Source organism: Pasteurella multocida (genome assembly GCF_900187275.1).
Classification (GTDB): domain Bacteria; phylum Pseudomonadota; class Gammaproteobacteria; order Enterobacterales; family Pasteurellaceae; genus Pasteurella; species Pasteurella multocida.
Genome location: NZ_LT906458.1, coordinates 803,159 through 829,718, shown reverse-complemented (window position 1 = coordinate 829,718; position 26,560 = coordinate 803,159). Strand labels below are relative to the sequence as shown.

Genomic DNA, 26,560 nt, shown 5'->3' with positions numbered 1-26,560 from the left:
CCATGTCTGAAGGTTTAGTACAAGCGGCTTATATTGTCGCAGCATTACTTTTCATTATGAGCTTAGCAGGTCTGTCTAAACATGAAACTGCAAAAGCGGGATGTTGGTATGGGATTGTCGGTATGGCGATCGCTTTGGTGGCAACCATTTTTGGTCCGCAATCAGCAGGTACATTTTGGATTCTGATCGCGATGGCGGTAGGTGCGGTGATTGGGATTAAACGTGCCTTAAAAGTGGAAATGACCGAAATGCCTGAGCTAGTAGCAATTTTGCACAGCTTTGTCGGTTTAGCTGCGGTATTAGTCGGCTTTAATAGTTACGGTTTACACCATGAAGCCGTGATGCCAGCCAATCTTGATGCAGCAGCACAAGCGGCATTTATAGCTGAGCAACAGGTACTGAGTAATATCCATAATGTAGAAGTGTTCTTGGGGATCTTTATTGGTGCCGTGACATTTACCGGCTCAGTAGTCGCCTTCGGTAAATTACGTGGTATTATCGATTCCAAAGCACTCACTTTGCCACATCGTCATAAATTAAATTTAGCCGCCATCGTGGTTTCAGCCTTGTTAATGGTGTCTTTCTTAAATAGCCCAGAAAATATTTTTCCTGTGCTATTGATGACAGCCATTGCGCTTGCTTTTGGTTGGCATCTCGTCGCATCAATTGGTGGCGCGGATATGCCAGTGGTAGTGTCGATGCTGAACTCTTATTCAGGTTGGGCAGCGGCAGCCGCAGGTTTTATGTTAAGCAATGACTTGTTGATCGTCACTGGTGCATTAGTGGGATCATCGGGTGCTATTCTGTCTTACATTATGTGTAAAGCCATGAATCGCTCATTTATTAGTGTGATTGCAGGTGGATTTGGTAACGATCCGGTGGCAAGTAGCGATGAAGAACAAGGCGAACACCGTGAAACCACGGCAGAGGAAGTGGCAGAATTACTCAAAAACTCAAGCTCGGTGATTATTACACCGGGATATGGTATGGCGGTGGCGCAAGCGCAATACCCTGTAGCGGAAATTACGCAAAAATTACGTGAACGCGGTATCAATGTTCGTTTTGGTATTCACCCTGTGGCAGGGCGTTTACCGGGGCACATGAACGTGTTATTGGCAGAGGCGAAAGTGCCTTATGATATCGTATTAGAAATGGACGAAATTAATGATGATTTCGCGGATACTGATACGGTTCTCGTTATTGGCGCCAATGATACCGTTAACCCAGCGGCAATGGATGATCCAAACAGCCCGATCGCAGGTATGCCAGTATTAGAAGTGTGGAAAGCACAAAATGTGATTGTGTTTAAACGCTCAATGAATACCGGTTATGCTGGGGTACAAAATCCATTGTTCTTTAAAGACAACACACAAATGCTATTTGGTGATGCGAAAGATCGCGTTGATGATATTTTGAAAGCGCTTTAATTGCATAAAAAAGGGAATGGATCGGCATTCCCTTTCTTTATGTGAGTTTGTAAAACGTTCTAGAAATCGACCGCACTTTCCTGAATAAAAGTGGAGTGTGCGCTTTTATGCTTGTTTTGAGTTACTTTATGCCTGAATTACTGATTGAAACACACCCCTTTCCAGCCATTTTTCCTGCCCATGCTAAAGTCATGATGATGGGGACATTCCCACCGAAAGAAGATAAACGCTGTATGCATTTTCATTATCCTAACTTTCAAAACGATATGTGGCGCATTTATGGGTTAGTGTTTTTTGATGATGCCACTTATTTTCAAATCCCAGATGAAAAGCGTTTTGACCCGGCAAAAATTGAGATGTTTTTACGTGAACGTGGTATTGCACTATGTTCTACGGTACAACGTGCCGTTCGTGAAAAAGAGAATGCTTCCGATAAGTTTTTGACAGTTGTTGAACCTGTGGATTTGGCTGCAGCATTGCAGCAAGTACCTAATTGTTGTTGGTTATTTACAACAGGCGGTAAAGCAACAGAGATCATTTTGAGTTTGTTAAAGGAGAAAGTGAACACACCGCTAACGAATCAATTTGTGCAATTTGATTATGCAGGAAGAAAGCTGAGTTTATATCGGCTACCTTCGACCTCTCGAGCCTATCCAATGTCTTTGCAAAATAAAGCGGAATTTTACCGCACTTTCTTTAAATTAGCCGGGATCTTGCCGTAAATAACAAAATAATTCGTCGTCAATATTCAGAATCTTTGTTAAGATGAGATGCATTATGATGAGTGACTTTACGAAGGATAAGGAAACGTTATGCATTGCCCTTTTTGCTCTACGGAAGAAACGAAAGTGATCGATAGCCGTTTGGTGTCAGAAGGCTATCAAGTAAGACGTCGTCGTGAATGTGGAAATTGCCATGAGCGCTTTACCACCTTTGAAACGGCAGAGTTAATTATTCCCAAAGTGATTAAAAATGATGGCACACGTGAACCCTTTAATGAGGAAAAATTACGTCGTGGCATTCAGCATGCGTTAGAAAAACGCCCGGTAAGTGAGAACGATGTGGAAAAGGCGATTAGCTATATTATTCATCGTTTACGCAGTACGGGTGAACGTGAAGTACCAAGCAAATTAGTTGGGACGTTAGTCATGGAAGAGCTGAAAAAATTGGATAAAGTGGCTTATATTCGTTTTGCGTCAGTGTATTTAAGTTTCGATGATATTAACCAATTTAGTAAAGAAATTGAAAAATTAAGGGATTAATGATGACATTTACGGCACAAGATGTAGTGTACATGCAAATGGCATTAGAGTTAGCGGAGAAAGGGCAATTTACTACTACACCGAACCCCTCAGTGGGTTGCGTATTAGTGAAAGACGGTATTATTGTTGGACGTGGCTTTCATGTTAAAGCAGGCGAGGCGCATGCTGAAGTTATGGCATTGCGAGAGGCGGGAGAAAATGCACGAGGTGCAACCGCTTATGTGACGTTAGAACCGTGCTCACATGTTGGACGTACTCCCCCTTGTGCCCAAGGTTTGATCGATGCTGGTGTAGTGAAAGTCGTGAGTGCGATGTGCGATCCCAATCCGCAAGTGGCAGGTCGAGGATTACGCATGTTATCTGATGCGGGGATCGAAAGTGCGGTCGGTTTATTAGCTGAAAAGGCGGAGTGGCTTAATCGTGGTTTTCTTAAACGTATGCGTACTGGCAGACCTTACGTACAGCTAAAAATGGCTATGAGTTTAGATGGAAGAACCGCGATGGCAAACGGGGAAAGTAAGTGGATTACCGGTGAGCTTGCTCGTGCAGATGTGCAAGCAGAACGAGCCAAAGCCTCAGCGATTTTATCCACCAGTGCAACGGTGTTAGCTGATGATCCCTTATTAAATGTACGCTGGCAACAATTACCTGACAAGGTGAAAGCCGATTATACACAAGCGCAGCTACGTCAACCTGTGCGAGTGATTTTAGATTCTCAACATCGAGTTCAACCCTCACACCGACTTTTCAGTCTGTCTTCGCCAGTGTGGTTAGTGAGTCAAACTGCGCGTTCGTTACTTGAGTTTCCTGCACATTGCGAACAAATACAGCTTTCCGCTTCTACCAACGCTTTAGCTGATTTAATGGCAGAATTAGGACAACGTCAAATCAATACGCTTTGGATTGAAGCCGGTGCGACATTGGCTGGTGCATTAATTGAGGCAAAATTAGTGGATGAATTGATCATTTACATTGCACCGAAATTATTAGGTGATGCCGCACGAGGATTATGTAAATTACCTCATTTAAGCACCTTGGCTGAGGCAAGTTTATGGCAATTGCATTCCATTGAGAAACTCGGCGATGATCTGAAAACGATTTACCACCCACGAATTACGGAGCCAACATGATCAAAAAACTTTTTCATTCAGTGATGATTGGGTTAGTGTGTGCCGCAGTGATTCTGGTATTTTCACACGTTAACCAATTTAGCTTACTCAAAGCACCAGAACCGATGAGCTTTAAAGACGCTGTGCGAGTTGCCTCCCCAGCTGTAGTGAATGTCTATAATCGTTCTTTTTCGGCGAATAGTGCCGAGCAATTAGAAGTGGGCAATTTAGGATCAGGCGTGATTATGTCAAAAGATGGTTATATTTTGACAAATAAACACGTTATTCAAAACGCCGATCAAATTGTGGTCGCATTACAAAATGGGCAACTTTTCGATGCCAGTTTAATTGGTTCTGATACTTTGACGGATCTTGCTGTTCTTAAAATTCGTGCGGATAATTTATCGACGATTCCACAAAATCCGCAACGACAAATGCATGTTGGTGATGTGGCGTTGGCGATTGGGAATCCCTATAACTTGGGGCAAAGCGTTTCGCAAGGAATTATTAGTGCAATTGGACGTAATGCGGTGGGGGATTCTGTTGGGCGACAAAACTTTATTCAAACGGATGCTTCGATTAACCGTGGCAATTCAGGTGGCGCGTTAATTAATAGCGTAGGAGAATTAATAGGTATCAATACCCTAAGTATTGGTAAAACCGCCGGTGAAATTGCCGAAGGGCTAAATTTTGCAATCCCGATTGAATTGGCGAATGATGTGATGAAAAAAATTATTCGTGATGGACGAGTCATTCGTGGTTACTTTGGTGTACAAAGTGATATTTTATTTAATAATGGTCAAGGCGCCCATTTGGAAAAAGGGATTTTGATTACCAATGTTAATCCAGAGGGACCAGCAGGTAAGGCAGGCGTGAAAGCCGGCGATATTATTTTAAAAGTGGGTGATGTTGATGCCATTTCACCCGCGCAAATGATGCAAGTGATCAGCAATACGCGACCTAATACTCAATTGAATGTGGTCATTTCTCGTTTAGGAAAAATTATTGAACTTCCTGTGATCATCGAAGAATATCCGTTAAATTAAAAACAAGAAGAGAGTTATTGTGCAAGCCGTTATTAAAATAAGTCATTTTTTTGCTTGTTTAGATCGCTTACGTTTGATCCAACGTTGGTCTTTAATGCGTAATATTGAAAAGGAAAATTTGGCAGAACATAGCCTACAAGTTGCTTTTGTAGCACATGCCTTGGCTGTCATTAAAAATAAATTTTATCAAGGTCATTTAAATCCTGATCGTATTGCTGTGATGGCGATGTATCATGATACCTCAGAAATTTTTACTGGTGATTTACCTACCCCCATTAAATATTTCAACCCCAAAATTACACAAGCATATAAAGAAATTGAAAATGCCGCAGAAGCTCATTTATTGGCGTTATTACCCAAAGAGTTACAAGCTGATTTTGCCCCTTACCTTGATTCAACCCAGTTTTCTGCGCAAGAAAAGCATGTCGTCAAGCAAGCAGATCTTATTTGTGCTTATGTCAAAGCGCAATTTGAATTAGAAAATGGCAATCAAGAATTTAAAGCGGCCAAGGCACGTCTAGAGACATTAATGAAAACCTGGCATAGTGATGAAATGCGCTATTTTATTGAGGTATTTATTCCCAGTTTTGGTAAACCTATTGATGAAATTACACTTTAATTTGTACAGTTAAGGGGATATATATCCCCTTATTTTTGTATTTAATACAATGTTGCTAAGATCACTTGTTCGGGATCAATACTGATCCAAATTTGTTCATCTGGTTTCAAATTTTCTGCTTTATTGAGTGTGGCACAAAATTCCACATCTTCATCAGCGTGTTTGTTGATAGAGGTTAAAATGACTTCTTCCACATCTCCTTTATCCGTGATTTCTTTTACATTGACCAAGAAGGTGTTGACTCCCTCTGGTTTTTCACGATGTACTTTGACCCACGGTGCTTTGATCATCATCATCACTTCTTTGCCTAACGTGAGTTTCAGACGCTGCGCACTTTTTTCTGTGATCGAAACGGTTAATGGCTGTGCTAATCCTTTAATTTGAATCGCCACAAAGCAATGGATATTTTCATGGCGTAGTGCAACAATATCTCCAAAGAATTGGTTTCTCGCACTACTTTGTAAGGAAAAGCGGGCAGTCGCATGCAGTACGCTATCTAAAGGTAAGTTTTCATCTTGTAAGATATGAAAGGCTTTTTGTTGAGTATGTTCGAGCAAATCATACAGCTGTAATAAACGTTGTGCATACACCGTTAATTCGGTACCACCGCCATTTTTTCCCCCCACATTACGTTCAAGTAAAGGTTTGGGGCTGATTTCATTCATAGCGGCTAAATGATCCCATGCACTTTTGTAGCTGACTTTGGCATTTTTAGCAGCTTGGTTAATGGAACCACATTTCTGAATTTCTTTTAATAAGCGAATTCTTTTTGGATCAACAAATAATTGCTGTTGCAATTTTATTGTGAGCAAAATTTCACTCGTTAATGTCATGTTTCCTCCCATATTGAGTTCAATGCTGACAATACGCTTACATTCTAAGTGAAAGTGTATTTTTTAGATAGCCTTTCTTTACCAAATTATGTGCATGAGTAAGAAGTTATGTTAAGCACCAGTATTGGCGATGTCTTGCTTGGGAGAGGTGGCATGTTTATTGGTTATGAGAGGAAGAGAGCTGCGGATATCAAGCTGATATAACGGAGAAGGAATAAGCGGATAAGATATTTTCTAATAAAAAAGATATGGTCAGTATTTTATATTTTTTATACAAAAAATGGATTTTTTTGTTGCAAAATAACATTTTCATGCTTAATCTTAGCACCTTATTTTTTTATGTAAAAAAAGATGTGGAAACAAAAGTGGTTACAAATAAATTAATTAAACAAATAACTTATTTATTACCTTGGAGTGCCGTCGCTTTTACTCATGTGATTTATGCTCAAACGGAAATGCTTGATGAAATTGTAGTCAGTGGTGCACAACCGCACTTAGCTGGTTCAGCGATAGAGCATTATCAAGCGATTTCCAATCAGGTGATTAAAAAAGAACGGCTGCAAAAACAATCTGCCACCTTAGGCAATGCCTTAGCAGGTGAATTAGGTGTGCATTCCAACCCTTTTGGTGGTGGGGCAAGTGCGCCAATTATCCGAGGACAAGAAGGTGTACGTATTAAAATTTTGCAAAATGGCTTAGATGTCGTGGATATGTCAGCGATTTCGCCGGATCATGCTGTTGCCGCCGATAGCTTATTAGCCGAACAAGTAGAATTAGTACGTGGTGCCTCCACTTTGTTATATTCTAGTGCTTCTGCCGCCGGTGTGGTGAATGTCGTGGACAAACGTATTCCAACAGCTGTACCTGAAAAGGGCTATGAAGGTGAAATTTTCACCCGTTTTGATACAGCAAGTCAGGAAAGTACTGGAACCGCAGGGATCACTTTTAGATTACATCCTCATCTTGCCTTACGTTTGGAAGGCTTAAAACGTTATTCGACTCATTATCGTGTACCAGCTTTCAAATCAGGTGGTGAAACGATTCGTTATTTGCCAGACAGTCATAACCGCTCACAAGTGGGAACCATTGGTGTTTCTTGGATTAAGGATCAATCTTATCTAGGGGTATCTTATAGTGAACGACGCGATCGCTATGGTTTGCCTGGTCATAATCATAAATATGATCGCTGTAAAAGCCATGTGGTTGATGAAGCGGCAAGACCTGAGCTTGGTAAAGGATATCTGACACCTTATCCACATTTAGCAGATGATACAGATATTGTGTTTGCACACTTAGATGGATGTATTGGTGGTATTGATAATGATCCTTCTCATAGCCATGATCACCCATTTGGTCATGAGCATGACCATTCTCATGGTGGTCCTTGGGTTAGATTACATTCAAGACGATTTGATTTACGTGGGCAATGGGATTCACCAACAGCATGGTTAGATAAAGTAAAAGGCAGTTTTTCTTATGCCGATTATATTCATTATGAATATCATTCAGGACAAGCTGGAACGGATAAATTTGATCGGGATAGCTTTATTGAACGTGAGCGTAAGAAAGCAGAGAAAAACCGCGGGAAAGCCGCCGGTATTTATAAAAACAGTGGCTATAATGGCAAACTGGAGTTTTATCATACCCCGATTGTAGGCTTAAGTGGGGTATTCGGTGTACAGTATAGCGAATACAAAACAGCCATTCTTGCACCGTTAGGCTCAGGGATAAAACATCAACATCATTTAGTGCCAAATACCCAGAAACAAGCCAGTTTCTTTGCAGTGGAAAATTATGTGGTAGATGATTTTATTTTTGAAGTAGGGGCGCGCGTGGATAAACAACGCATTCCGATTAAATATGATCAACATGTGTTGAATGCGCATAAAAAATAAGGTGATCATCCACCTGATTTGTCCACTCACAAAGAGAAAGCCGTTTCATACTTGGGAAGTGTAGACTGGTTATTTCATCCTAATTATCGTATTGGTTTAACGCTATCTCGCAATGAACGTTTGCCAACACCCATGGAATTGTATTATCACGGGCAACATTTAGCGACTAACTCTTTTGAGCATGGTAATAAAAATTTACGTAAAGAAAGTTCCAATAATATTGAGTTAGGCTTTGCTTATCATACTGATAAATGGGATTACAAGCTTAGCCTGTATCAAAATAAATTTAGAAATTATATTTATAACGAAGATCTTGCTCGCTATGGTAATGCGTTTTTACGTCGTTACACGCAAGCACGAGCTAAATTCCATGGTATTGAAGCGGAACTTAATTTTAGACCAACACCAGATTATCAAGTGACCTTATTTGGTGATTATGTCAGAGGACGTTTGTTTGATTTACCAGAGCAATACGGACAACGTTTTTATCAAGGCTATATTGCTTATGATGAGGAAGGACTGATTCAAGCAAATTGGGAAAAACAACCTTACCGTATTGAAGGCATTAAACGTAATGAGCGTGATGCGCCTCGTGTGCCACCCGCACGTTTAGGTATGCGCCTGAGTGGCAATGTAACGGAACATTTATCTTTCTTTGCGGATTACACTTATGTCTTTTCTCAACAAAAAACTGCCTCTTCTTTATCAATTAAACCGCCGAGAGCGTTAGAAGCGAGTGATTTTATTGATGATGATACAGGTGAAAATTTATTGTTAAAGGGTATTGACCGCGACAAATATAATCGTACGGATAAAGCTATCGCAGATTTAAGTGCTTCTGATAGGGAAGATTTTGAAAGTGCGCTGGAAGCGATTCGTTTAAGAGAAGAAAATGAAAAGTTACCTGCTAAAATAGAAAAAATTCAAGAAGATCCGAGTAAAGGGCATCATTTGTTAAATATAGGTGTAAATTATCAACGTCAAATTGGGCATTTAGACTATTCTGTCGGTTTCAGTGTCAATAATGTATTAAACCAACGTGTTTATGTTCACACCTCTTATTTACCTTATGTGCCACAAATGGGACGCAATTATGTGCTGAATTTTGGGGTAAAATTCTAATATCATTGTGATGAAAAAGTGCGGTCAAAAAACCGCACTTTTTTGTGATGGGTTTATTTTTGCGCAAGTGTATTTTTTATATAGCCTTTTTCTGTTAAAACATTGTATAATTTTTTATATAAAGTTTACATCTTAATCAATCCATCTCGTTAACAAGGTAAATGACTATGCTTAAATTAAAAATGATCACCGTTTCACTCGCAACTGCTTGTTTAGCATTTTCGCTTTCTGCGCAAGCGAAAGTAACGGTATTTGCTGCTGCATCAATGACTAATGCATTAAACCAAATTGCAGAAGATTATAAAAAAGTGAAACCAGATCAAGAATTGGTGTTTTCTTTTGCGTCTTCTTCAACGCTTGCAAAACAAATTGAAGAGGGGGCTCCCGTCGATATTTTTGTTTCAGCAAACACTAAATGGATGAAACACCTTTCAGATAAAGGATTAACCATTAAAGACACCGAAAAAGTGTTAGTTGGTAACGAATTGGTTTTAATTGCGCCAGAAGCCAGTCAATTAAAAGAAGTCGATGTAGCGAAAGGTGAATGGGTAGCCGAATTAAAAGACAGTTTCTTGTCTGTGGGCGATCCTGATCATGTGCCAGCGGGACAATATGCGAAAGAAGCGTTAACAAACTTAAAATTGTGGGATAAAGTGGAAGCAAAATTAGCACGTGGTAAAGATGTGCGTGCCGCTTTAGCTTTAGTTGAACGTGCTGAGGCGCCATTAGGTATTGTGTATAGCACAGATGGTAAAGTGAGCAAAGGGGTGAAAATTGTTGGTGTGTTCCCTGCGGATACTTACAAAGCGGTGGAATATCCAGTCGCCTTATTAAAAGATCGCGATAATGCAGAAACCCGCGAATTCTTAAACTATTTAGAATCAGCAGAAGCGAAAAAAGTACTTGTCAGCTACGGTTTCTCAGTGAAATAACACGATATAAACGAGCAAGGACGTCATCTTGGCGTCCTTATTCTTTTTTATTTTTGTGATTTTAATGGATTAAGATTCGGCCTTACTGTTTTATTTCATGTATCAAGTTTGTTATCGCAACAGCTTCTTCAGATCATGCGCATGTTCATCTGTACGTAAACGAGGCGGAGTTCAGCCGAAAAGTGCGGTACATTTTTTTAGAATTTTTATTAATCAGATCAAGGACTACCTTTGTTTACTGAATTTTTGACTTCACTTGGTTTAACCACGATCGAAACACAAGCTGTGAAACTCAGCTTGAGTGTGTCACTAAATGCCATTTTATGGAGTTTACCCGTAGCGATTTTAATGGCATGGTTACTGGCACGTAAAAATTTTTATGGTAAATCCCTTGTGAGTGGCTTAATCCATCTTCCCCTTGTTTTACCTCCTGTGGTGATTGGATATTTATTATTAGTCGCGATGGGGCGTAATGGTTTTATTGGTAAATATCTTTATTCTTGGTTTGGATTTTCTTTTGCTTTTAGTTGGAATGGGGCTGTATTGGCTGCAGCAGTAGTTGCTTTTCCGTTAGTGGTACGTGCAATACGTTTGTCTTTAGAAAGTATTGATATGAAATTAGAACAAGCTGCCCAAACGTTAGGTGCATCCGCTTGGCGTGTGTTTTTCACGATTACTTTACCACTTTCTTTACCGGGTATTTTAGCCGGGGTGGTGCTTGGATTTGCCCGCTCTTTAGGTGAATTTGGTGCGACCATTGCCTTTGTTTCCAATATTGCGGGTGAAACGCAAACCATTCCTTTAGCGATGTATACCTTTATTCAAACCCCCGGCGCAGAAGAACAAGCCGCGAGATTATGTGTCTTAGCGATTATTCTCTCTTTAATATCTTTGTTATTGTCGGAGTGGTTAGCAAAAAACATGCAGAAAAAATTGGGGCAGAGTCATGCTAAAGATTAATGTCAAGAAACAACTCGGTCAGCTTGCCCTTGAAGCCAATTTACAGATCCCTGCGCGTGGTGTGACCGCCCTTTTTGGACTATCCGGTTCAGGTAAAACCTCGTTAATTAATTTAGTAAGTGGCTTAGTTCATCCAGATGAGGGATATATTTCCTTAAATGATCGCGTTCTTGTGGATCAATCAAAAGCGATTTGTATTCCCGCTTATCAACGACATATCGGCTATGTTTTTCAAGATGCGCGACTATTTCCGCATTACACCGTCAAAGGTAATTTATGTTACGGCATTAAGAAAATCGATCTAGCAAAATTTGATGATATTGTGTCGTTGTTAGGCATTGGGCATTTACTCAAACGTTATCCTATTACCTTGTCTGGTGGTGAGAAACAACGTGTGGCGATTGGTCGAGCACTCTTAACACAGCCAGAAATTTTACTGATGGATGAACCGCTTTCAGCGTTAGACTTACCGCGTAAGCGTGAGTTGATGAGTTATCTAGAAACCTTATCGAAAAAGATTGATATTCCGATTTTGTATGTGACACATAGCATAGAAGAATTATTGCGTTTAGCTGAATATGTGGTATTGCTAGATGAAGGAAAAGTTCGAGCCTTTGATCGTTTAGAGTCGATTTGGGAAAATCCGTTATTCTTACCTTGGAAATTAGAGGATGAGCAAAGTGCGGTTCTTTCTTTGCCAATTTTACACAACAATACTGGCTATCAAGTCACCGCTCTTGGTTTACAGCAACAACAGATTTGGATTAAGGCGCAACAAGCAGAAGTAGGGGAAAACATCCGTATTTGTATTAAAGGCTCCGATGTATCGCTTAGTTTAACACAACCAGAAAAAACCAGTATTCGTAATATTCTACACGGTAAAGTGAAGCGTATTGTTGAACGAGAAAATCGTGTAGATGTGCAGATTGAGATTGATGAAAAGCCAATTTGGGCGACCATTAGTAAATGGGCATTAGAAGACTTGGCATTACAGCTTGGGCAACCAGTCTTTGCGCAAATTAAAGCTGTTTCGGTACTTTAAACTGACGCTTTAGCTTTTTTAAAACGTATTTAAAACCTACCGCACATTGCGCAATGCAAAAGTGCGGTAGGTTTTTTATCATGAACGGTTAGAAACGGATTTCAAGGGAAGCCGCATAATTACGTCCGGGCGCATAGAAGCGTTGTAACCCTTTCCCTTCACGGTCAACTGAATTTAACGTACTATTGGCATTAATACCACGTAAGGCATCCCAAGTATGGTATTTTTTATTAAACAGATTATAAATGCCAGCTCGGAACGTGATATCGTCCGTGATCTTGTAATAACCAAAAGTATCAAATACAAAAGCAGATTTATTTAAGTGTTTATAAGTAGATAAATCTGGATACAATTCCCGTTTTTTACAGCGAGTAATTTGCTCACCTGACCAAGGATCTGTTTCTGTCACAAATTCAGTACAGCGACGTTTAATTTCATACACTTTCGCATCACTAGCTCTTTTTTCACCCAAATAGGTTAGGCGGTTGAAAATAGCCCATTTGCCGTTTGTTGCTTCATAATCCAACCCCAGAATAATTTTAAGCGGTTGAATGGAAAGTAGGCTGGCGTTATTAGAGAGTTTACCTTTGCTATAACCGAGCGCGGCGTAGAACTTAAAGCCTTGTGGTATCACAGCGATCATCTGATCTAAATTGACATGGGTTTTCAATTCCACACCATAAATTTTTGCTTTATCTAAGTTCACCATTTGTTGTTCTTGGCTTTGGTAAGTATAAGGGCGTCCATAGCGCATTTCGGTACGTTGAATTAAACTTTCTTGTTCAAATAAGAAATGACGATAGTTTGTTTGATAGAGGGTGAGATCAAGCAAGCCTTTTTCACTATTGCCTTTCAAAGAGAGTGTATGGTTAATACTTTTTTCGGGTTTCAAGCTCGGGTTAGATTTCCACGTGCCATACGCATTGGTAAAGCTGAAGAACATTTCTGAAGCCGTTGGTACACGATAACCGGTGCTAATATTGTAGCCTAACATCCATGAGGGGCTGAGTTGTGCCTCAAGTCCCGCAAATGTGCTAACGGTAGAGAAACGGGTCGGTTTAGGTTTTCCTTCTTCTAAACAGGCTTTGCTACAAGGTGCATTGAGTTCCTTTGGTTTTAGTTTTGTATGGTCATAACGTAAACCTAAATGGCTTGAGAAGGTGTCATTCCAGCGCACATGATCTTTCAAAGAAAGTCCGTACTGCTTGGTTCTAATAGGATATTGAATCGTATAGTGGTATTGTGTGTCGTAGTTTGTGCCAATACCGATACGATCTTGATTGATATTTTTGAAATCGCGCTGGCTAACATAGCCTTTGATAGTTAAAGTATGTTCACCATAGAAATGTACAGGTTGTGCATTGAGTTCTACACTGCCGCGCGTAAACACGGTTTTCATACGGCGATCATAAATTTCGTTCAGCTCTTTAGCATCTGTCGTGAAATGGCGTCCGCCTTTATAGTTAACTGCTGCCAGATCGGTCTTTTGATAATCTAAATCAAATTTACTGTAGGCTAACCATCCCGTGCTTGGTGCATAAATATAATATAAGTTTGCATTCAACCGTTCGTTTTGATCATCGGCTTCACGCCATTGTGAGCCCATTAACGTATAAGAACGCTCATCAATGTAACGCCCCCCTGTTTGCCCATTCAGCGTTAAACCAATACGTTGATTGTCATTAATTTGATAATTCATTTTAGCGAGATAATTGTGGAAGCGTTGTGTCACAGGATCGGGATACTGGCTACTGGAATACCGAAATTCAGGACCTGAACCACGACTTTTAAACTCGTGCCCCGTGCGTTGTGAATACATCAATAAGGCATCAAATTTTTCGCCAACATAGCCTATCCCTAAAGTACGAACCCATTCACGATTTTTACTGGCATAACTGCCTCGTAGTAAAGCACCAACGGAATTACCTGCTTTAACAATATGTTGTGGATCTAAAGTGTTATAATTCACACCGCCACCTAATGAACCGCTGCCTGCATTAAAGGAATCTGAGCCGCGTACAATATCAATGGTTTGAATTAATTCAGGATCAATGCTTAGGCGGGAATTATTAAAGTTACCATAACGCGCATACAGTGAGTTTTCTTCTGAATCAGGCAAAGAAACACCATCAATACTGATACCAACACGGTTATCCTCAACGCCTCGCATCGCAAAGCCTTTCAAAAAACGCCCATTATCGCTAATCCCCACATCCGTTGTGTAGCGGACTAAATCTCTGGTGTCTCGAATCATTTCGTTTTGAATGGTCGTGGCGCTTTTGCTGATCACTGTTGGTGAGGTTTTGTTCACTTCAGCGGTTGCGCTTTCTTGTACTGTAATTTGTTCTAATTCAGTCGTTTCTTGCGCATACAGAGGAAACGCAATGAATGAGAGAAAAGGAATGGACCTTGCTATATTTTTATAGCTTAAGGGATATTTCATGGCTGACTCCTCAATAGATAAGTAATACATTCATAGTTTACATGAGTTATATAATAATGATAATGATTTTTATTAAAATAGTAATTTTGTTTTTATGTCGCTAGCTGAAATAGTTAGGTGTTATCGCCAGAGTTTATCGACATAAGAGAATCGATAACGGCACTTTATAGTGATACTTTGCTTTCACAATTAAGCAAAGAAAATTTGGATAAATGATTTAAGCCCTGCATGATACAGGGCTTAAGAGGTTATCCTGTCTGTATTTCTCCTTTTGGAGGAAAAACAGAGGAGTGTGTTTTATTCAACTTATTTGCCTAAGTTATCAAAGAATTTCTTAACGCCATCAAAGAAACTAGAGGATTTCGGTTTGTTACTAGAACCTTCTAAACTTTCTTCTAATTGACGTAATAACGCTTTTTGTTCCTCATTGAGTTTAACAGGTGTCTCAACAATAATTTTGCAGATGAGATCGCCTGCGTAAGCACTACGTGCAGAAGTAACACCTTTACCACGCATACGGAACAGTTTACCTGTTTGTGTTTCTGCAGGGATTTTGAGTTTGACACGACCATCTAAGGTTGGCACTTCAATTTCACCACCTAAAGCTGCCATTGTGAAACTAATAGGCACTTCACAATACAGATTGCTACCATCACGTTCGAAAATATGATGATCTCGTACATGGATAACAACATATAGATCACCATTTGGTGCGCCATTTTCACCTGCCGCCCCTTCGCCTGATAAGCGTAATTGATTACCTGTATCGACACCCGCTGGAATTTTCACTGAAAGATTTTTCTTCTTGTGAACACGTCCATCACCATGACAGGATTTACACGGTTTCTCAATCTTTTTGCCCGAACCATGACAGCTAGGACAGACTTGTTCAGTCACAAAGAAACCTTGCTGACGACGTACACGTCCTGCACCATGACAGGTTGAGCAAGTTTCTACTTTTGAGCCTTTCTCAGCACCCGAACCATCACAGCTGTCACAATGGGCAAGGGTATTGATTTGAATATCTTTCGTCGTGCCACGTACCGCTTCTTCTAAGCTGATTTCAAGATCGTAGCGCAAGTCATCACCACGCACGACGCGTTGGCGAGCACGACCACCACCAAAAATATCCCCGAACATATCACCAAAAATATCCCCGAAATCAGCACCACTAAAGCCACCGCCACCGAAGCCACCTTGTTCAAAGGCAGCATGACCGTATTGATCATAGTTCGCCCGTTTTTGTTTGTCGCTTAAGACTTCGTAGGCTTCTTGGATTTCTTTAAATTTTTCTTCCAGCTCTTTGTTGCCTTGGGTGCGGTCTGGATGATATTTCATCGCCAATTTTTTATAAGCACGTTTAATTTCTTTTTCATCCGCACCACGTTCAACACCAAGAACGTCGTAATAATCTTTTTTTGCCATAATGTTTCAGTTTTCCGTTTAAGATATCAAATAACAATGATTATATTTTAGTGGGTGGTTGGTCGTTGACGAAATAAAAGAATCGCAAATAACGCACCAAGCCCAATCCCTGTAGGTAATCCAATAATAAAATTAAAGAATTCTGTTTTTGTTATTGTTTGTTGAGTATGTTGTGCCACGCCAACAACATACCTAAAAATAAAAATGAATAAGTACAGGATAAGCGGAAGATAACTTCCTCTTTGTATCCACTGTTGCCCTTGTCTTAGTAACAAAGGGGCATCCTTCCAAATTATCCACCCTAAAAATAGACCTAGCGCCAAGCCAACAATGAATCCGAAACCTGCGATAAGCGGGTGATGACTTTGCATTATAGACATGATGACTATAGGCAGAAATATCAAGGGCAAGAATGTTAATTTATAAGGTTTTATTTGACGTGTTTTGCTTTGTTTACTGCCAACGTAGAGTAAACAAAGCAAAACGCACCAAACCCAAATAGGGGTATTTGTTACAATCGCCATGCTATCCCCTGTGTTATTCAAATAGGCAGGCAAGATTGCCTGCCTTAATGACATTTATTTTGCCGCGTAGAATGCTTGTTCTAAATCAGCCAAAATATCTTGGATACTTTCAATACCGCAAGAAAGACGAATTAAACCCGCAGAAATCCCCACTTTTTCTAATTCAGCCTCACTTAATTGACGGTGTGTTGACGTCGCCGGATGTAAAGCACAAGTGCGGATATCCGCTACATGGACTTCACGAGAAGCCAGTTGTAGCGCATTCAGCCATTTTGCTGCAGTTTCTCTTCCCCCTTTAATTTCAAAGGAAATCACACCACATAAGCCGTTTGGTAAATATTTTTGTTTTAGTGCATGATCAGGTGAACTTGCCAAGCCCGGATAACTCACTTTTGCCACTTGTGGATGATTTTCTAAAAATTCGGCGACCGCTTGTGCATTTTCATAATGACGTTGCATACGCAGTGCAAGGGTTTCCATGCCCACATTGAGCAAGAAACTATTTTGTGGTGCCGGTGTGGCACCTAAATCACGCATTAATTGCACACGGGCTTTGACAATATAAGCTGCTGGACCAAAGGTTTCGGTATAAACCAAACCGTGATAAGTTTGATCAGGTGTGCTTAATTGTGGGAATTTGCCATTATTCCAATCAAAATTCCCGCCATCTGTGATCGAACCTCCCAACGCAATCGCATGCCCATCTAAATATTTTGACGTACTATGAATTACCACGTTAGCACCAAATTCGATAGGGCGACAAAAATACGGGGTTGCAAAAGTATTGTCAACTAATAAAGGGGCTTGTGCTGCCTTCGCAAGTGCAACAAACTTTTCAATATCCAACACGCGTAATGCGGGATTGGCAATAGTTTCAGCAAAAATGGCTTTCGTATTTGGGCGAATGGCTTTTTTTAATTCCTCAAGAGGTAAATCTTGATCCACAAAAGTGACCTCAATTCCCATTTTTTTGAAGGTATGTGCAAATAAGTTGTAGCTACCACCGTAAACATACGATGAAGAAATAAAGTGATCACCGGCTTGTAAAATATTGAGCATCGCGTAAAACACGGCGGCTTGCCCTGATGCGGTACACATGGTTGCTACACCGCCTTCAAGTGCGGTAATTTTTTCTTCTGCCGCATTGGTAGTAGGATTTGAAAGGCGGGTGTAAAAATAGCCAGCCGCTTGTAAATCAAATAACTTACCAATTTCTTCGGCGGAATCGTAAGTAAAAGTGGTACTTTGTACGATCGGTTGAACACGAGGCTCACCATTTTTCGGTGTATAACCGGCATGTAGACATTTTGTTGCAAATTCCATTGTGTTTTCCTTGAGTTTGTTTTGGGGAGTAAAGTGCGGTCATTTTTTATAAAATATTGAACACACTTTTGGCTTAACAATGTGGTACAACAGCGATGTAAATTTCTACCAAACCATCAGGGTAGTATTTTTCAAAATCCACCGAATAAGCCCGTTTAAGTAAACCTTGTTGTTCTTTTTTCCAGATCAGTTGCCACGTTTGATAAATTTCATCCGTTTTACAACGAAAAACTTCGTAAACATTCAAATCCTCAATGTCAATCGTGGGAAAATCTGTTTTTAAAACAGCACTACTCGCAATCGCAAAATCATAATCCGCTTGGTGATCGCCCGCATAATTGAAATAAACCCCATAACAATCCTGATCTTGTGGTAATTGCTTGAGCGTGTTTTGCCACAGGGCAGGGATAATCTCATGGGCAATCTTGTTATTCAAGCGTTGTTGCACAATGGGGTAGAGTGTTAAAGCCATTTTTTCCTCCAGATTGTTTTTTCCTCACTTCACTTGAGAAAAATAAAGTGAGGAAAAATGAGGATTAATCAATACACCGAAAGGGCGTATCGCTACGCCCTTCGATTTTTTGTGAGGAGTGAAATTATTTGTTGTCTTTCACTTCTTCAAATTCTGCATCCACCACATCATCATTTGACTTACCGCTTTGCGCTTGCTGTGCTTGCGCTTCTGGTTGTGGTTGTGCAGCTTGCATTAATTTTTCAGATACTTGAATTAATGCTTGTACTTTCGCTTCGATTTCCGCTTTATCTTCACCTTTCGCTGCAGTTTCTAATTCTGCAACCGCTTTTTCGATTGGTGCTTTATCTTCAGCAGATAATTTATCGCCCACTTCGCTTAATTGTTTGCGAGTGCCGTGAACTAAATGATCCGCTTGGTTACGGGCTTGCACTAATTCTTCAAATTTACGGTCTGCTTCGGCGTTCGCTTCTGCATCACGTACCATTTGTTGAATTTCTTCATCGGTTAAACCGGAAGAGGCTTTAATCGTGATTTTTTGCTCTTTGTTTGTGCCTTTATCTTTCGCAGAAACGTGGATGATACCGTCCGCATCAATGTCGAAAGTCACTTCAATTTGTGGCATACCGCGTGGTGCTGGGTTGATCCCTTCTAGGTTGAATTGACCTAAAGATTTGTTGTCTGCCGCACGTTTACGCTCACCTTGAAGTACGTGGATAGTTACCGCACTTTGGTTATCTTCTGCCGTTGAGAACACTTGTGATTTCTTCGTTGGAATCGTAGTGTTTTTCTCAATCAAGGTTGTCATCACGCCACCCATGGTTTCGATACCTAATGAAAGTGGGGTAACGTCTAATAACAAGACATCTTTGACATCACCGGCTAACACACCGCCTTGTACTGCAGCACCAATTGCCACCGCTTCATCTGGGTTCACGTCTTTACGAGGTGCTTTACCAAAGAAGGCTTCCACTTTTTGTTGTACAAGTGGCATACGGGTTTGACCACCAACAAGGATGACATCATCAATTTGCGATACGCTTAAACCAGCATCAGCTAAGGCAATTTTCACTGGCTCTAATGAGCGAGACACTAAATCCTCAACTAATGATTCTAGTTTTGCACGGGTTAATTTAATGTTTAAGTGTTTTGGTCCAGTCGCATCTGCGGTGATGTATGGAAGATTGACATCGGTTTGTTGTGCAGAAGACAGTTCAATTTTGGCTTTTTCACCCGCTTCTTTCAAACGTTGCATTGCTAATGGATCGTTACGTAAGTCCACACCTTGTTCTTTTTTGAACTCATCGACTAAGTAGTTGATCACACGGTTATCGAAGTCTTCACCCCCTAAATGCGTATCCCCGTTGGTAGATAATACTTCGAACGTTTTTTCACCACCAACTTCATCGATCTCAATGATAGATAAGTCGAATGTACCGCCCCCTAAGTCATAAACTGCGATAGTTTTGTTACCTTGACCTTTATCTAAACCATAAGCAAGGGCAGCCGCAGTCGGTTCGTTAATAATACGTTTAACTTCTAATCCTGCGATACGACCGGCATCTTTGGTCGCTTGACGTTGTGCATCGTTGAAATAAGCAGGTACCGTGATAACCGCTTCAGTAACAGGCTCACCTAAGAAATCTTCTGCCGTTTTCTTCATTTTTTTCAATACTTCCGCAGAGATTTGTGGTGGTGCCATTTTTTCACCTTTCACACCAACCCATGCGTCGCCGTTATCTGCCGCGACAATTTCAAATGGCATGATGCTTACATCACGTTGCACTTCTTCATCTTGGAAACGACGACCAATTAAACGTTTGATCGCAAATAGCGTATTTTTCGGGTTTGTGACTGCTTGACGTTTTGCCGGTTGACCGACTAAGGTTTCGTTATCTTGCGTATAAGCAATAATTGATGGAGTTGTGCGATCACCTTCCGCGTTTTCAATCACACGTGGTTTATCGCCATCCATCACCGCAACACAAGAGTTAGTTGTACCTAAGTCAATACCAATAATTTTTCCCATTTTGTTTCTCCTAAAATAAACTTGTAAATTCGTTAATAGTGAATCATTCGATTTGCTTTCTCAAAGTAAGGACGAAATTTCATATTTCAAGTGACAAAATAAAATTTTTTGAATTTCATCATGGCGTTTATTCACTCAATTTGAGAAAGAACAACATTGTTAAATCAGCTTGTCGTGTTGTAAATAAGGGTAAAAAGTGAAAGTTCAAGAGGAAATGAAAAATTTATTTGAGGAAATGGGTGGATAAATTTATTTCTATAAACTAAGCAGATAGAAAAGAAGATATTTTATACAATCTGGATTTGTGGTAAATTGAGTGCTTTCATCACATCGTTAATTTAGGAAATTTATTTATGAAAAAATCATTAGTTGCATTAGGTGTTATTGTTGCGTTAGGGGCTGTTTGGACGGGGAGTGCATGGTATACCGGAAAATCAGTGGAAGAAAGTGCGCAACAGCGTTTAGATTTAATTAATGCGAAGTTTGTTGGTGCAAAACCAGGGAGCGAAGTGAAATTCGACAATTTAAAAATTGAACGCGGCATTTTTAGTTCAAACGTTACTTATGATTTTGTTGCAGCCTTTCCTGATATGAGCTTCAAAATTCCTTTTGAAAGTACGGTATATCATGGACCTTTCCCATTAGATCGTATTACGCATTTTGATTTAGTGCCTATTTTATTTTCAACCCATGATCGCATTGTCAAAAATGAAGATACGCAAGCTTGGTTTGATTATGCACAAGGGCAGAATCCTTTTGAAAGTAAAATTAAAGTCGGTTTTGATTCTACTTTTACAGGAGAGGCTAAAATGGCACCTGCAAAATTAGCATTCAGCGATGTTGATATCGTTTGGAAAGGCGTTGATGTTAAATTTAATAAGCTGACTGCCGAAGGTGTGGGGCAATCTGACGCGAATATTGATGGATTGAAATTCCTATTTGAGAGTGATGATAATAACGCTAAAACATTGGTTGAATTGAATAATATTAAAGCAAAAAGTGATTTAAAACATTCTGAGTGGGAACATATTCCATTAGGTAAACAAACCATGGAAGTGGACAGTTTCCGTCTCTCACTTTCTGAGCAAGACATGAGAGAGTTTAATGTTGAATACCGAAACATGTCATTAGATATTAATACACAAAAGAATGATGCTTTTGTTGACTATAACGTGTTCACTAAAGCCCCAGAAATGTTAGTCAATGGCAAGTCTGTGGGTGAGTTTCAGGCTGGGGTGAAATTAGCGCATGTTGAAGGGAATACGATGAATACCCTTTTCGATATAGTGGAAAAAACAGCAGAACATGAAGCGTTACCAGATGATCAAATTCAAGCATTAGCCAAAACCATTTTAAGGAACCAGCCATTATTACAGATTGAGCCATTCAAACTCACGACGGATGGGGGCGATCTGAAAGCAAATCTTGTGGTGGAAATGGCAAATGGCGATGTCGACATGTTAGAGCAAGGTAAAGTCTTATCGCTATTTAAGCAATTGGCGGTGAATGTCGATTTAAGTAAAGACGCTATGATCAAACTGTTAGCCATGACAGAAGAAGCGCAAGGTAAAAACAAAGAAGAAGCCATGTTAAGCGCGACACAAATAATGGAGGAAACCTTTGCAGAGACGATTAATCAAGGCGTTTTTGTGGAGAATGAAAAAACGATTAATTTAGGGTTGTTACTCGAAAACGATGCACTTAAATTAAATGGACAACCAATTCCAGAAGAACAAATCTTAATGATGGTGGTACTCTTTTTCTTAGGGATGGGATATTAGTTATTGGTAAAAGTGCGGTGACTTTTTTCGTTTTTTCGCACGCTAAAAATAGAGGGGATACATTGTGTATCCCCTGATTTATTTTGTACTGGAGTTATTGAATAAGAAGATAGAAATTCGTATTGCCACGCACAATATTTAGAGCAATCGCCGAAGGTTTTGCATCTAAAATTTTACGCAGTTGACCTAAATTTTCTACTTTTTGACGGTTCACTCCAATAATGACATCGCCCTTTTTCAAACCACGTTGTTCTGCAAGCGATTTAGGGGTCACACTCGTGATGAGTACGCCTTTGACGCCTTTATCATCATGATTGCTCATCTCAGCCCCAGCTAATGCCGGTAATAAGTGACTTGCATCGGCTTGAGTCTGATCATCTGATTGTAATGTGACTTTTGTTTGATGTGTTTTACCGTCGCGTAAATAGGTGAGAGCAATTTCTTTCCCAGCACCAGATGTCGCGATCTTCGCTCGCATTTCAGCAAAACTGGAAATTTTCTGACCATTCATCGCGACAATGACATCACCTGCTTTTAAACCGGCTTTTTCTGCTGCAGAATTAGGCAAGACTTCACTTACAAATGCCCCTTGTTGAGCTTCAATATCAAAAGCTTTCGCCAGATCCGCGTTGAGCTCACCGCCTTTAATGCCTAGCATGCCACGACGTACTTCACCGAATTCTAAAATTTGTTGTACTAAGTTATTTGCCATATTACTTGGAATTGCAAAAGCAATGCCGGCATTTCCCCCACTTGGTGAAATAATTGCAGTATTAATACCAATTAGCTCTCCTTGTAGGTTGATTAAAGGACCTCCTGAATTTCCGCGGTTTACTGCGGCATCAGTTTGGATATAGTTTTCATACGTACCGTTATCTGAACCCGTTGAACGACCTAAGGCAGAGACGATACCAGATGTCACGGTTTGTCCCAAGCCAAAAGGATTACCAATAGCTACAGTAAAATCGCCAACGCGGAGTTTATCGGAATCAGCAATCGTTAGTGCGGTCAAATTTTTGGGTTTTTCAATTTGAATCAGTGCAACATCAGATAATTCATCAGTACCAATCACTTTTGCGCTTAACTCTCGACCATCTTGTAACTGCACGGTGATTTTATCTGCACTATCAATGACGTGATTATTCGTTAACACATAACCTTTTTCAGCGTTAATGATGACGCCTGAACCGATACCACGGAAATTACGTGGGGCACGATCATTGAAAACATCAGGACCAAAGAAAAAGCGAAATTCTTCAGGAATCCCCTGAAATGGTACACCACCATGATTCTTGGCTTTTCCTTCCACAGAAATGGAAACCACCGCAGGTAAGACTTTTTCTAACATGGGGGCGAGGCTAGGTACTTGCTGACCGTCAACATGAGTTGGTAAGGACGCTTGACTTATCATCGGCGTCGATAAAATGCTTAATCCGAGTGCAATACTTGTTAATAGAAAACGTCTTTTTTTCATTGTTATTTTCTCCAATAAATTTCAAACACACTAAACCGAGTCGAATGATTTAGGTATCACATAAGACAAAGAAAATGAGGAAATGTTCGACGAACTGAAAAATTTTAACTTAGGCAAGATTGCGGCAGGATAAGGAGAAGCATGTTATGATAGTTGTGATTTTTCTTGTTAGCGTGCTATCCGAGTACGTTTTTCTTGGTTATTGATTAAGGAGTCATGTCATGAGCCAACACACGAAACAACAAGTCCTGAGTGCGTTTCATTTCCGTAGTGCAATACGCCGTTATGATCCAAATAAAAAAGTCAGCGAAGAGGATTTTCACTATATTCTTGAATTAGGCCGTTTATCGCCAAGTTCCGTTGGATCAGAACCGTGGCATTTTCTGGTAGTACAAGATCGTCAGTTACGTGAGCAATTAAAAGCAGTCAGTTGGGGAATGCAAACGCAATTAGACGACGCCAGTTACCTTGTCTTTATTTTAGCGAAAAAGAATGCCCGCTATGATTCGCCTTATTTCCACGATATTCTCGCTAAACGTGGATTAACAGAAACACAGATGCAAAAAGCCCTTGCCATTTATGAACGTTTTCAGCGTGATGATATTCAAGTATTAGACAATGAGCGGACTTTATTTGATTGGGCGTGTAAACAAACCTATATTGCCCTCGCCAACATGATGACAGGGGCAGCAATGATAGGTATTGATTCTTGTCCTGTCGAAGGGTTTGATTATTGCGCAGTGAATCAATTATTGAGTCAAACCGGTGCATTTGATCCGAATGAATATGGTGTGTCTGTCGCGGTAACATTTGGTTATCGAGCGAAAGAAGTCAAAGCAAAATCACGTAAGCCTTTAACGGAAATAACAACTTGGTTGAAATAAAGTAAAAGGCGAACCTCAATGGTTCGCCTTTCACTTATGTGATTGCTTATGTGAATTAACCAATAACAGCAGGGAGATAACCAGCTTTGATTAAGAAAGGCACATTCATAATCAAGATACCTAAGATTAAGGCACCGAATAAGGTAAGGTTGCCTCCCATGACACGATATGGTAGATCCGGATAACGTTTTCTAGCACGCCATGCCATGCCAACAGGTAATACTAAACCGTAAAAGGTAAACATTTGCCCCGCATAACCTAATGCCATGACAAAACCCTCAGGGTAGAACAACGCAAAAATTAATGGGGGTAAGAAGGTAAGTAAACCTAGCGACACACGGTTTGTTTTGATTTTTACTCGTTTAAGTAAATCGTATAAACAATCGAATAAAGATAACGCGACACCTAAGAAAGAAGTAATCAGTGCTAAGGTAAAGAATAAACGCATCGCATGGCTGATAATAGCGCTTTCTGTGGCTTGGTAAGTTGCCGTGATTAAACCATTTAAAGTAGGGTCAGTATTTAAAATTTGTACGAACTGGGCTTGTGGGAAAACACCATGAGTGGCTAATTGCCAAATAATGTAAGCCACTAAAGGAATCGCTGTCCCCGTAATAATTGCAATACGTAAACGACGAATATTGCCGTCTAAATAGCTGTTAATACTTGGAATGATGACATGGAAACCAAAAGAGGTAAAAAATACGGGACTGGCAGAAATAATTAAAAAATCTTTTAATGGCATTGCCAGTAAGTTATCGCCATTGACCAAAGGTAACATCATCAATAAGACAAACACAAAAGCCACTAACTTAATCATAAATAGGAAGCGTGTGAGCATATCTACTGCGCCTGTACTGATCACAATAAATACCCCAAGGACAATCGTGAAAGAAACGATAGAAATTGGTGTGGCATGCTCACCTAAAAAAGGAAGGACACCGGCTAAAAGTGAACCGCCCCCTGTGACATAAGCTGATAAAATCGCGTACATAAAAACGACAAGTGACAAGGTAGCTAAAATACGTCCCGGTAAGCCAAAATATTGTTCCGCAAGGGTAGCGATTCCGGCATTTTTGGTTTCTGCTTTTTGGTAAACTTCAACAAAAAGTAACGCACTATAAGAGAGCAGTCCCCATAGGATAAATAATAGAATTAACGTGTAAGTAAAGCCCATTTCGGCCGAGGTTAATGGCATAGCAAGCATGCCGGCACCGATGGTGGTTCCCGCAACTAATAATGCGCTTCCAAAGGTTTTATTTTTCATAAATTACTCTCAAAAAACGTAAATGAATAAGCAAACCGCATTCTAACGGAAAAAAACACTGAATGTAACCATTTTTTTACAGTGTTATTATTATTTTACAGCTGCTTGTTTAAATAGGATGACACTCAATAGAAAGATAACTACTGAACGAAGAAAAATTTTATGCTAAAATTCGCAACCGATTTTACCCATTAATTTTAGATTAGGAAAGAATATGAAAGTATTAGAAGGTGCCGTGGCAGCGCCAAATGCCAAAATTGCGGTCGTGATTGCGCGCTTTAATAGCTTTATTAATGAAAGTTTACTTGAAGGTGCATTAGATGCGTTAAAACGTCTCGGACAAGTCAAAGAAGAAAATATTACGTTAGTTCGTGTGCCGGGCGCGTATGAATTACCGTTAGTGGCTCGCCGTTTAGCAGAAAGTAAAAAATACGATGGGATTGTAGCATTAGGAACCGTTATTCGTGGTGGCACCGCGCATTTTGAGTATGTGGCGGGTGAGGCTAGCAGTGGATTAGGTCAAGTAGCAATGAATGCAGATATTCCCGTTGCGTTTGGTGTATTAACCACAGAGAACATTGAGCAAGCAATTGAGCGAGCTGGCACCAAAGCGGGGAATAAAGGGGCGGAAGCTGCGTTAGTTGCTTTAGAAATGGTAAATTTATTAGCGCAAATTGACGCGGCGTAATTC

23 protein-coding genes are annotated in these 26,560 nt (G+C 40.2%); 14 read left to right on the top strand and 9 right to left on the bottom strand.

Going from position 1 to position 26,560, the window contains the following annotated elements; translation table 11 throughout:
• The first annotated feature begins 2 nt into the window (after positions 1–2).
• The 6 genes from pntB to yfbR all read left to right on the top strand — a co-directional run bounded on the left by pntB (position 3) and on the right by yfbR (position 5,463).
• Complete coding sequence (pntB, locus tag CKV69_RS03845; RefSeq protein WP_005726734.1) at positions 3–1,427, top strand: Re/Si-specific NAD(P)(+) transhydrogenase subunit beta; 1,425 nt, start codon at positions 3–5, stop codon at positions 1,425–1,427.
• A 107-nt stretch (positions 1,428–1,534) separates the two neighbouring features.
• On the top strand, positions 1,535–2,149 hold the full coding sequence (locus CKV69_RS03840) for a uracil-DNA glycosylase-like protein (RefSeq protein ID WP_016504332.1): 615 nt from the start codon (positions 1,535–1,537) through the stop codon (positions 2,147–2,149).
• Positions 2,150–2,239: 90 nt separating this feature from the next.
• The gene (gene nrdR / locus CKV69_RS03835; RefSeq protein ID WP_005716494.1) at positions 2,240–2,689 is read left to right on the top strand and encodes a transcriptional regulator NrdR; all 450 of its coding nucleotides are present in this window, start codon (positions 2,240–2,242) and stop codon (positions 2,687–2,689) included.
• Positions 2,689–3,819: a bifunctional diaminohydroxyphosphoribosylaminopyrimidine deaminase/5-amino-6-(5-phosphoribosylamino)uracil reductase RibD gene (gene ribD / locus CKV69_RS03830; RefSeq protein WP_014326080.1), complete on the top strand. Its 1,131-nt coding sequence runs from the start codon at positions 2,689–2,691 to the stop codon at positions 3,817–3,819. Before nrdR ends, ribD begins: the two co-directional genes overlap by 1 nt.
• A complete protein-coding gene (gene degS / locus CKV69_RS03825) occupies positions 3,816–4,844 on the top strand; it encodes an outer membrane-stress sensor serine endopeptidase DegS (RefSeq protein WP_014326079.1) in 1,029 nt (342 codons plus the stop codon). The genes ribD and degS overlap by 4 nt, the downstream gene beginning before the upstream one ends.
• A 19-nt stretch (positions 4,845–4,863) precedes the next feature.
• On the top strand, positions 4,864–5,463 hold the full coding sequence (gene yfbR, locus CKV69_RS03820; protein WP_005751563.1) for a 5'-deoxynucleotidase: 600 nt from the start codon (positions 4,864–4,866) through the stop codon (positions 5,461–5,463).
• Positions 5,464–5,504: 41 nt separating this feature from the next.
• Here yfbR and CKV69_RS03815 read toward each other — a convergent pair whose 3' ends face one another.
• Positions 5,505–6,296 (bottom strand): TOBE domain-containing protein, encoded by a 792-nt coding sequence (locus CKV69_RS03815; RefSeq protein WP_005751562.1) that lies wholly within the window; start codon positions 6,294–6,296, stop codon positions 5,505–5,507.
• A gap of 365 nt (positions 6,297–6,661) precedes the next feature.
• On the opposite strand from CKV69_RS03815, the gene CKV69_RS10825 reads away from it, so the two are divergent.
• From CKV69_RS10825 to modC, 5 genes are all read left to right on the top strand, one after another.
• Complete coding sequence (locus CKV69_RS10825) at positions 6,662–8,191, top strand: TonB-dependent receptor plug domain-containing protein (RefSeq protein ID WP_306610798.1); 1,530 nt, start codon at positions 6,662–6,664, stop codon at positions 8,189–8,191.
• Between the two features lie 18 nt (positions 8,192–8,209).
• Positions 8,210–9,313 carry a TonB-dependent receptor domain-containing protein gene (locus CKV69_RS10820; RefSeq protein WP_230491934.1) on the top strand — a complete coding sequence of 368 codons (1,104 nt, stop codon included), beginning with the start codon at positions 8,210–8,212 and terminating at the stop codon, positions 9,311–9,313.
• A gap of 167 nt (positions 9,314–9,480) precedes the next feature.
• Positions 9,481–10,245 (top strand): molybdate ABC transporter substrate-binding protein, encoded by a 765-nt coding sequence (gene modA / locus CKV69_RS03805; protein ID WP_005754159.1) that lies wholly within the window; start codon positions 9,481–9,483, stop codon positions 10,243–10,245.
• Between the two features lie 231 nt (positions 10,246–10,476).
• Entirely contained in the window at positions 10,477–11,205 is a 729-nt protein-coding gene (gene modB / locus CKV69_RS03800; RefSeq protein WP_005716454.1) for a molybdate ABC transporter permease subunit, read from the top strand.
• Complete coding sequence (gene modC / locus CKV69_RS03795) at positions 11,192–12,247, top strand: molybdenum ABC transporter ATP-binding protein ModC (RefSeq protein WP_005754157.1); 1,056 nt, start codon at positions 11,192–11,194, stop codon at positions 12,245–12,247. Before modB ends, modC begins: the two co-directional genes overlap by 14 nt.
• A gap of 88 nt (positions 12,248–12,335) precedes the next feature.
• On the opposite strand, the gene CKV69_RS03790 is transcribed toward modC, so the two are convergent.
• The 6 genes from CKV69_RS03790 to dnaK form a co-directional block, all read right to left on the bottom strand.
• A complete protein-coding gene (locus tag CKV69_RS03790) occupies positions 12,336–14,690 on the bottom strand; it encodes a TonB-dependent hemoglobin/transferrin/lactoferrin family receptor (RefSeq protein ID WP_014326078.1) in 2,355 nt (784 codons plus the stop codon).
• A gap of 306 nt (positions 14,691–14,996) precedes the next feature.
• On the bottom strand, positions 14,997–16,115 hold the full coding sequence (dnaJ, locus tag CKV69_RS03785; protein WP_005751556.1) for a molecular chaperone DnaJ: 1,119 nt from the start codon (positions 16,113–16,115) through the stop codon (positions 14,997–14,999).
• A 47-nt stretch (positions 16,116–16,162) separates the two neighbouring features.
• Entirely contained in the window at positions 16,163–16,639 is a 477-nt protein-coding gene (locus CKV69_RS03780; RefSeq protein ID WP_016533155.1) for a DUF6622 family protein, read from the bottom strand.
• Positions 16,640–16,693: 54 nt separating this feature from the next.
• On the bottom strand, positions 16,694–17,962 hold the full coding sequence (locus CKV69_RS03775) for an O-acetylhomoserine aminocarboxypropyltransferase/cysteine synthase family protein (RefSeq protein WP_014326076.1): 1,269 nt from the start codon (positions 17,960–17,962) through the stop codon (positions 16,694–16,696).
• A 73-nt stretch (positions 17,963–18,035) separates the two neighbouring features.
• The gene (locus CKV69_RS03770) at positions 18,036–18,434 is read right to left on the bottom strand and encodes a GyrI-like domain-containing protein (RefSeq protein ID WP_005751553.1); all 399 of its coding nucleotides are present in this window, start codon (positions 18,432–18,434) and stop codon (positions 18,036–18,038) included.
• Between the two features lie 124 nt (positions 18,435–18,558).
• The gene (gene dnaK / locus CKV69_RS03765) at positions 18,559–20,463 is read right to left on the bottom strand and encodes a molecular chaperone DnaK (protein WP_014326075.1); all 1,905 of its coding nucleotides are present in this window, start codon (positions 20,461–20,463) and stop codon (positions 18,559–18,561) included.
• A gap of 353 nt (positions 20,464–20,816) precedes the next feature.
• Here dnaK and CKV69_RS03760 point away from each other — a divergent pair, with 353 nt between their 5' ends.
• Entirely contained in the window at positions 20,817–22,244 is a 1,428-nt protein-coding gene (locus CKV69_RS03760; RefSeq protein ID WP_014326074.1) for a YdgA family protein, read from the top strand.
• Between the two features lie 94 nt (positions 22,245–22,338).
• Here CKV69_RS03760 and CKV69_RS03755 read toward each other — a convergent pair whose 3' ends face one another.
• Positions 22,339–23,718 carry a Do family serine endopeptidase gene (locus tag CKV69_RS03755; RefSeq protein WP_014326073.1) on the bottom strand — a complete coding sequence of 460 codons (1,380 nt, stop codon included), beginning with the start codon at positions 23,716–23,718 and terminating at the stop codon, positions 22,339–22,341.
• Between the two features lie 221 nt (positions 23,719–23,939).
• Between CKV69_RS03755 and CKV69_RS03750 the strand changes: the two genes are divergently transcribed.
• A complete protein-coding gene (locus tag CKV69_RS03750; RefSeq protein WP_014326072.1) occupies positions 23,940–24,602 on the top strand; it encodes an NAD(P)H-dependent oxidoreductase in 663 nt (220 codons plus the stop codon).
• A gap of 55 nt (positions 24,603–24,657) precedes the next feature.
• Here CKV69_RS03750 and CKV69_RS03745 read toward each other — a convergent pair whose 3' ends face one another.
• Positions 24,658–25,869, bottom strand: a complete 1,212-nt coding sequence (locus CKV69_RS03745; protein ID WP_005726696.1) for an aromatic amino acid transport family protein — start codon at positions 25,867–25,869, stop codon at positions 24,658–24,660.
• A gap of 214 nt (positions 25,870–26,083) precedes the next feature.
• On the opposite strand from CKV69_RS03745, the gene ribH reads away from it, so the two are divergent.
• Entirely contained in the window at positions 26,084–26,557 is a 474-nt protein-coding gene (gene ribH / locus CKV69_RS03740) for a 6,7-dimethyl-8-ribityllumazine synthase (protein WP_005716415.1), read from the top strand.
• Positions 26,558–26,560: the final 3 nt, after the last annotated feature.

Coding starts and splice junctions, on each gene's coding strand:
- pntB (WP_005726734.1), top strand. CDS start 3: ATGTCTGAAGGTTTAGTACAAGCGGCTTATATTGTCGCAGCATTACTT.
- CKV69_RS03840 (WP_016504332.1), top strand. CDS start 1,535: ATGCTTGTTTTGAGTTACTTTATGCCTGAATTACTGATTGAAACACAC.
- nrdR (WP_005716494.1), top strand. CDS start 2,240: ATGCATTGCCCTTTTTGCTCTACGGAAGAAACGAAAGTGATCGATAGC.
- ribD (WP_014326080.1), top strand. CDS start 2,689: ATGATGACATTTACGGCACAAGATGTAGTGTACATGCAAATGGCATTA.
- degS (WP_014326079.1), top strand. CDS start 3,816: ATGATCAAAAAACTTTTTCATTCAGTGATGATTGGGTTAGTGTGTGCC.
- CKV69_RS03815 (WP_005751562.1), bottom strand. CDS start 6,296: ATGACATTAACGAGTGAAATTTTGCTCACAATAAAATTGCAACAGCAA.
- modA (WP_005754159.1), top strand. CDS start 9,481: ATGCTTAAATTAAAAATGATCACCGTTTCACTCGCAACTGCTTGTTTA.
- modC (WP_005754157.1), top strand. CDS start 11,192: ATGCTAAAGATTAATGTCAAGAAACAACTCGGTCAGCTTGCCCTTGAA.
- CKV69_RS03790 (WP_014326078.1), bottom strand. CDS start 14,690: ATGAAATATCCCTTAAGCTATAAAAATATAGCAAGGTCCATTCCTTTT.
- dnaJ (WP_005751556.1), bottom strand. CDS start 16,115: ATGGCAAAAAAAGATTATTACGACGTTCTTGGTGTTGAACGTGGTGCG.
- CKV69_RS03780 (WP_016533155.1), bottom strand. CDS start 16,639: ATGGCGATTGTAACAAATACCCCTATTTGGGTTTGGTGCGTTTTGCTT.
- CKV69_RS03775 (WP_014326076.1), bottom strand. CDS start 17,962: ATGGAATTTGCAACAAAATGTCTACATGCCGGTTATACACCGAAAAAT.
- CKV69_RS03770 (WP_005751553.1), bottom strand. CDS start 18,434: ATGGCTTTAACACTCTACCCCATTGTGCAACAACGCTTGAATAACAAG.
- dnaK (WP_014326075.1), bottom strand. CDS start 20,463: ATGGGAAAAATTATTGGTATTGACTTAGGTACAACTAACTCTTGTGTT.
- CKV69_RS03760 (WP_014326074.1), top strand. CDS start 20,817: ATGAAAAAATCATTAGTTGCATTAGGTGTTATTGTTGCGTTAGGGGCT.
- CKV69_RS03755 (WP_014326073.1), bottom strand. CDS start 23,718: ATGAAAAAAAGACGTTTTCTATTAACAAGTATTGCACTCGGATTAAGC.
- CKV69_RS03750 (WP_014326072.1), top strand. CDS start 23,940: ATGAGCCAACACACGAAACAACAAGTCCTGAGTGCGTTTCATTTCCGT.
- CKV69_RS03745 (WP_005726696.1), bottom strand. CDS start 25,869: ATGAAAAATAAAACCTTTGGAAGCGCATTATTAGTTGCGGGAACCACC.
- ribH (WP_005716415.1), top strand. CDS start 26,084: ATGAAAGTATTAGAAGGTGCCGTGGCAGCGCCAAATGCCAAAATTGCG.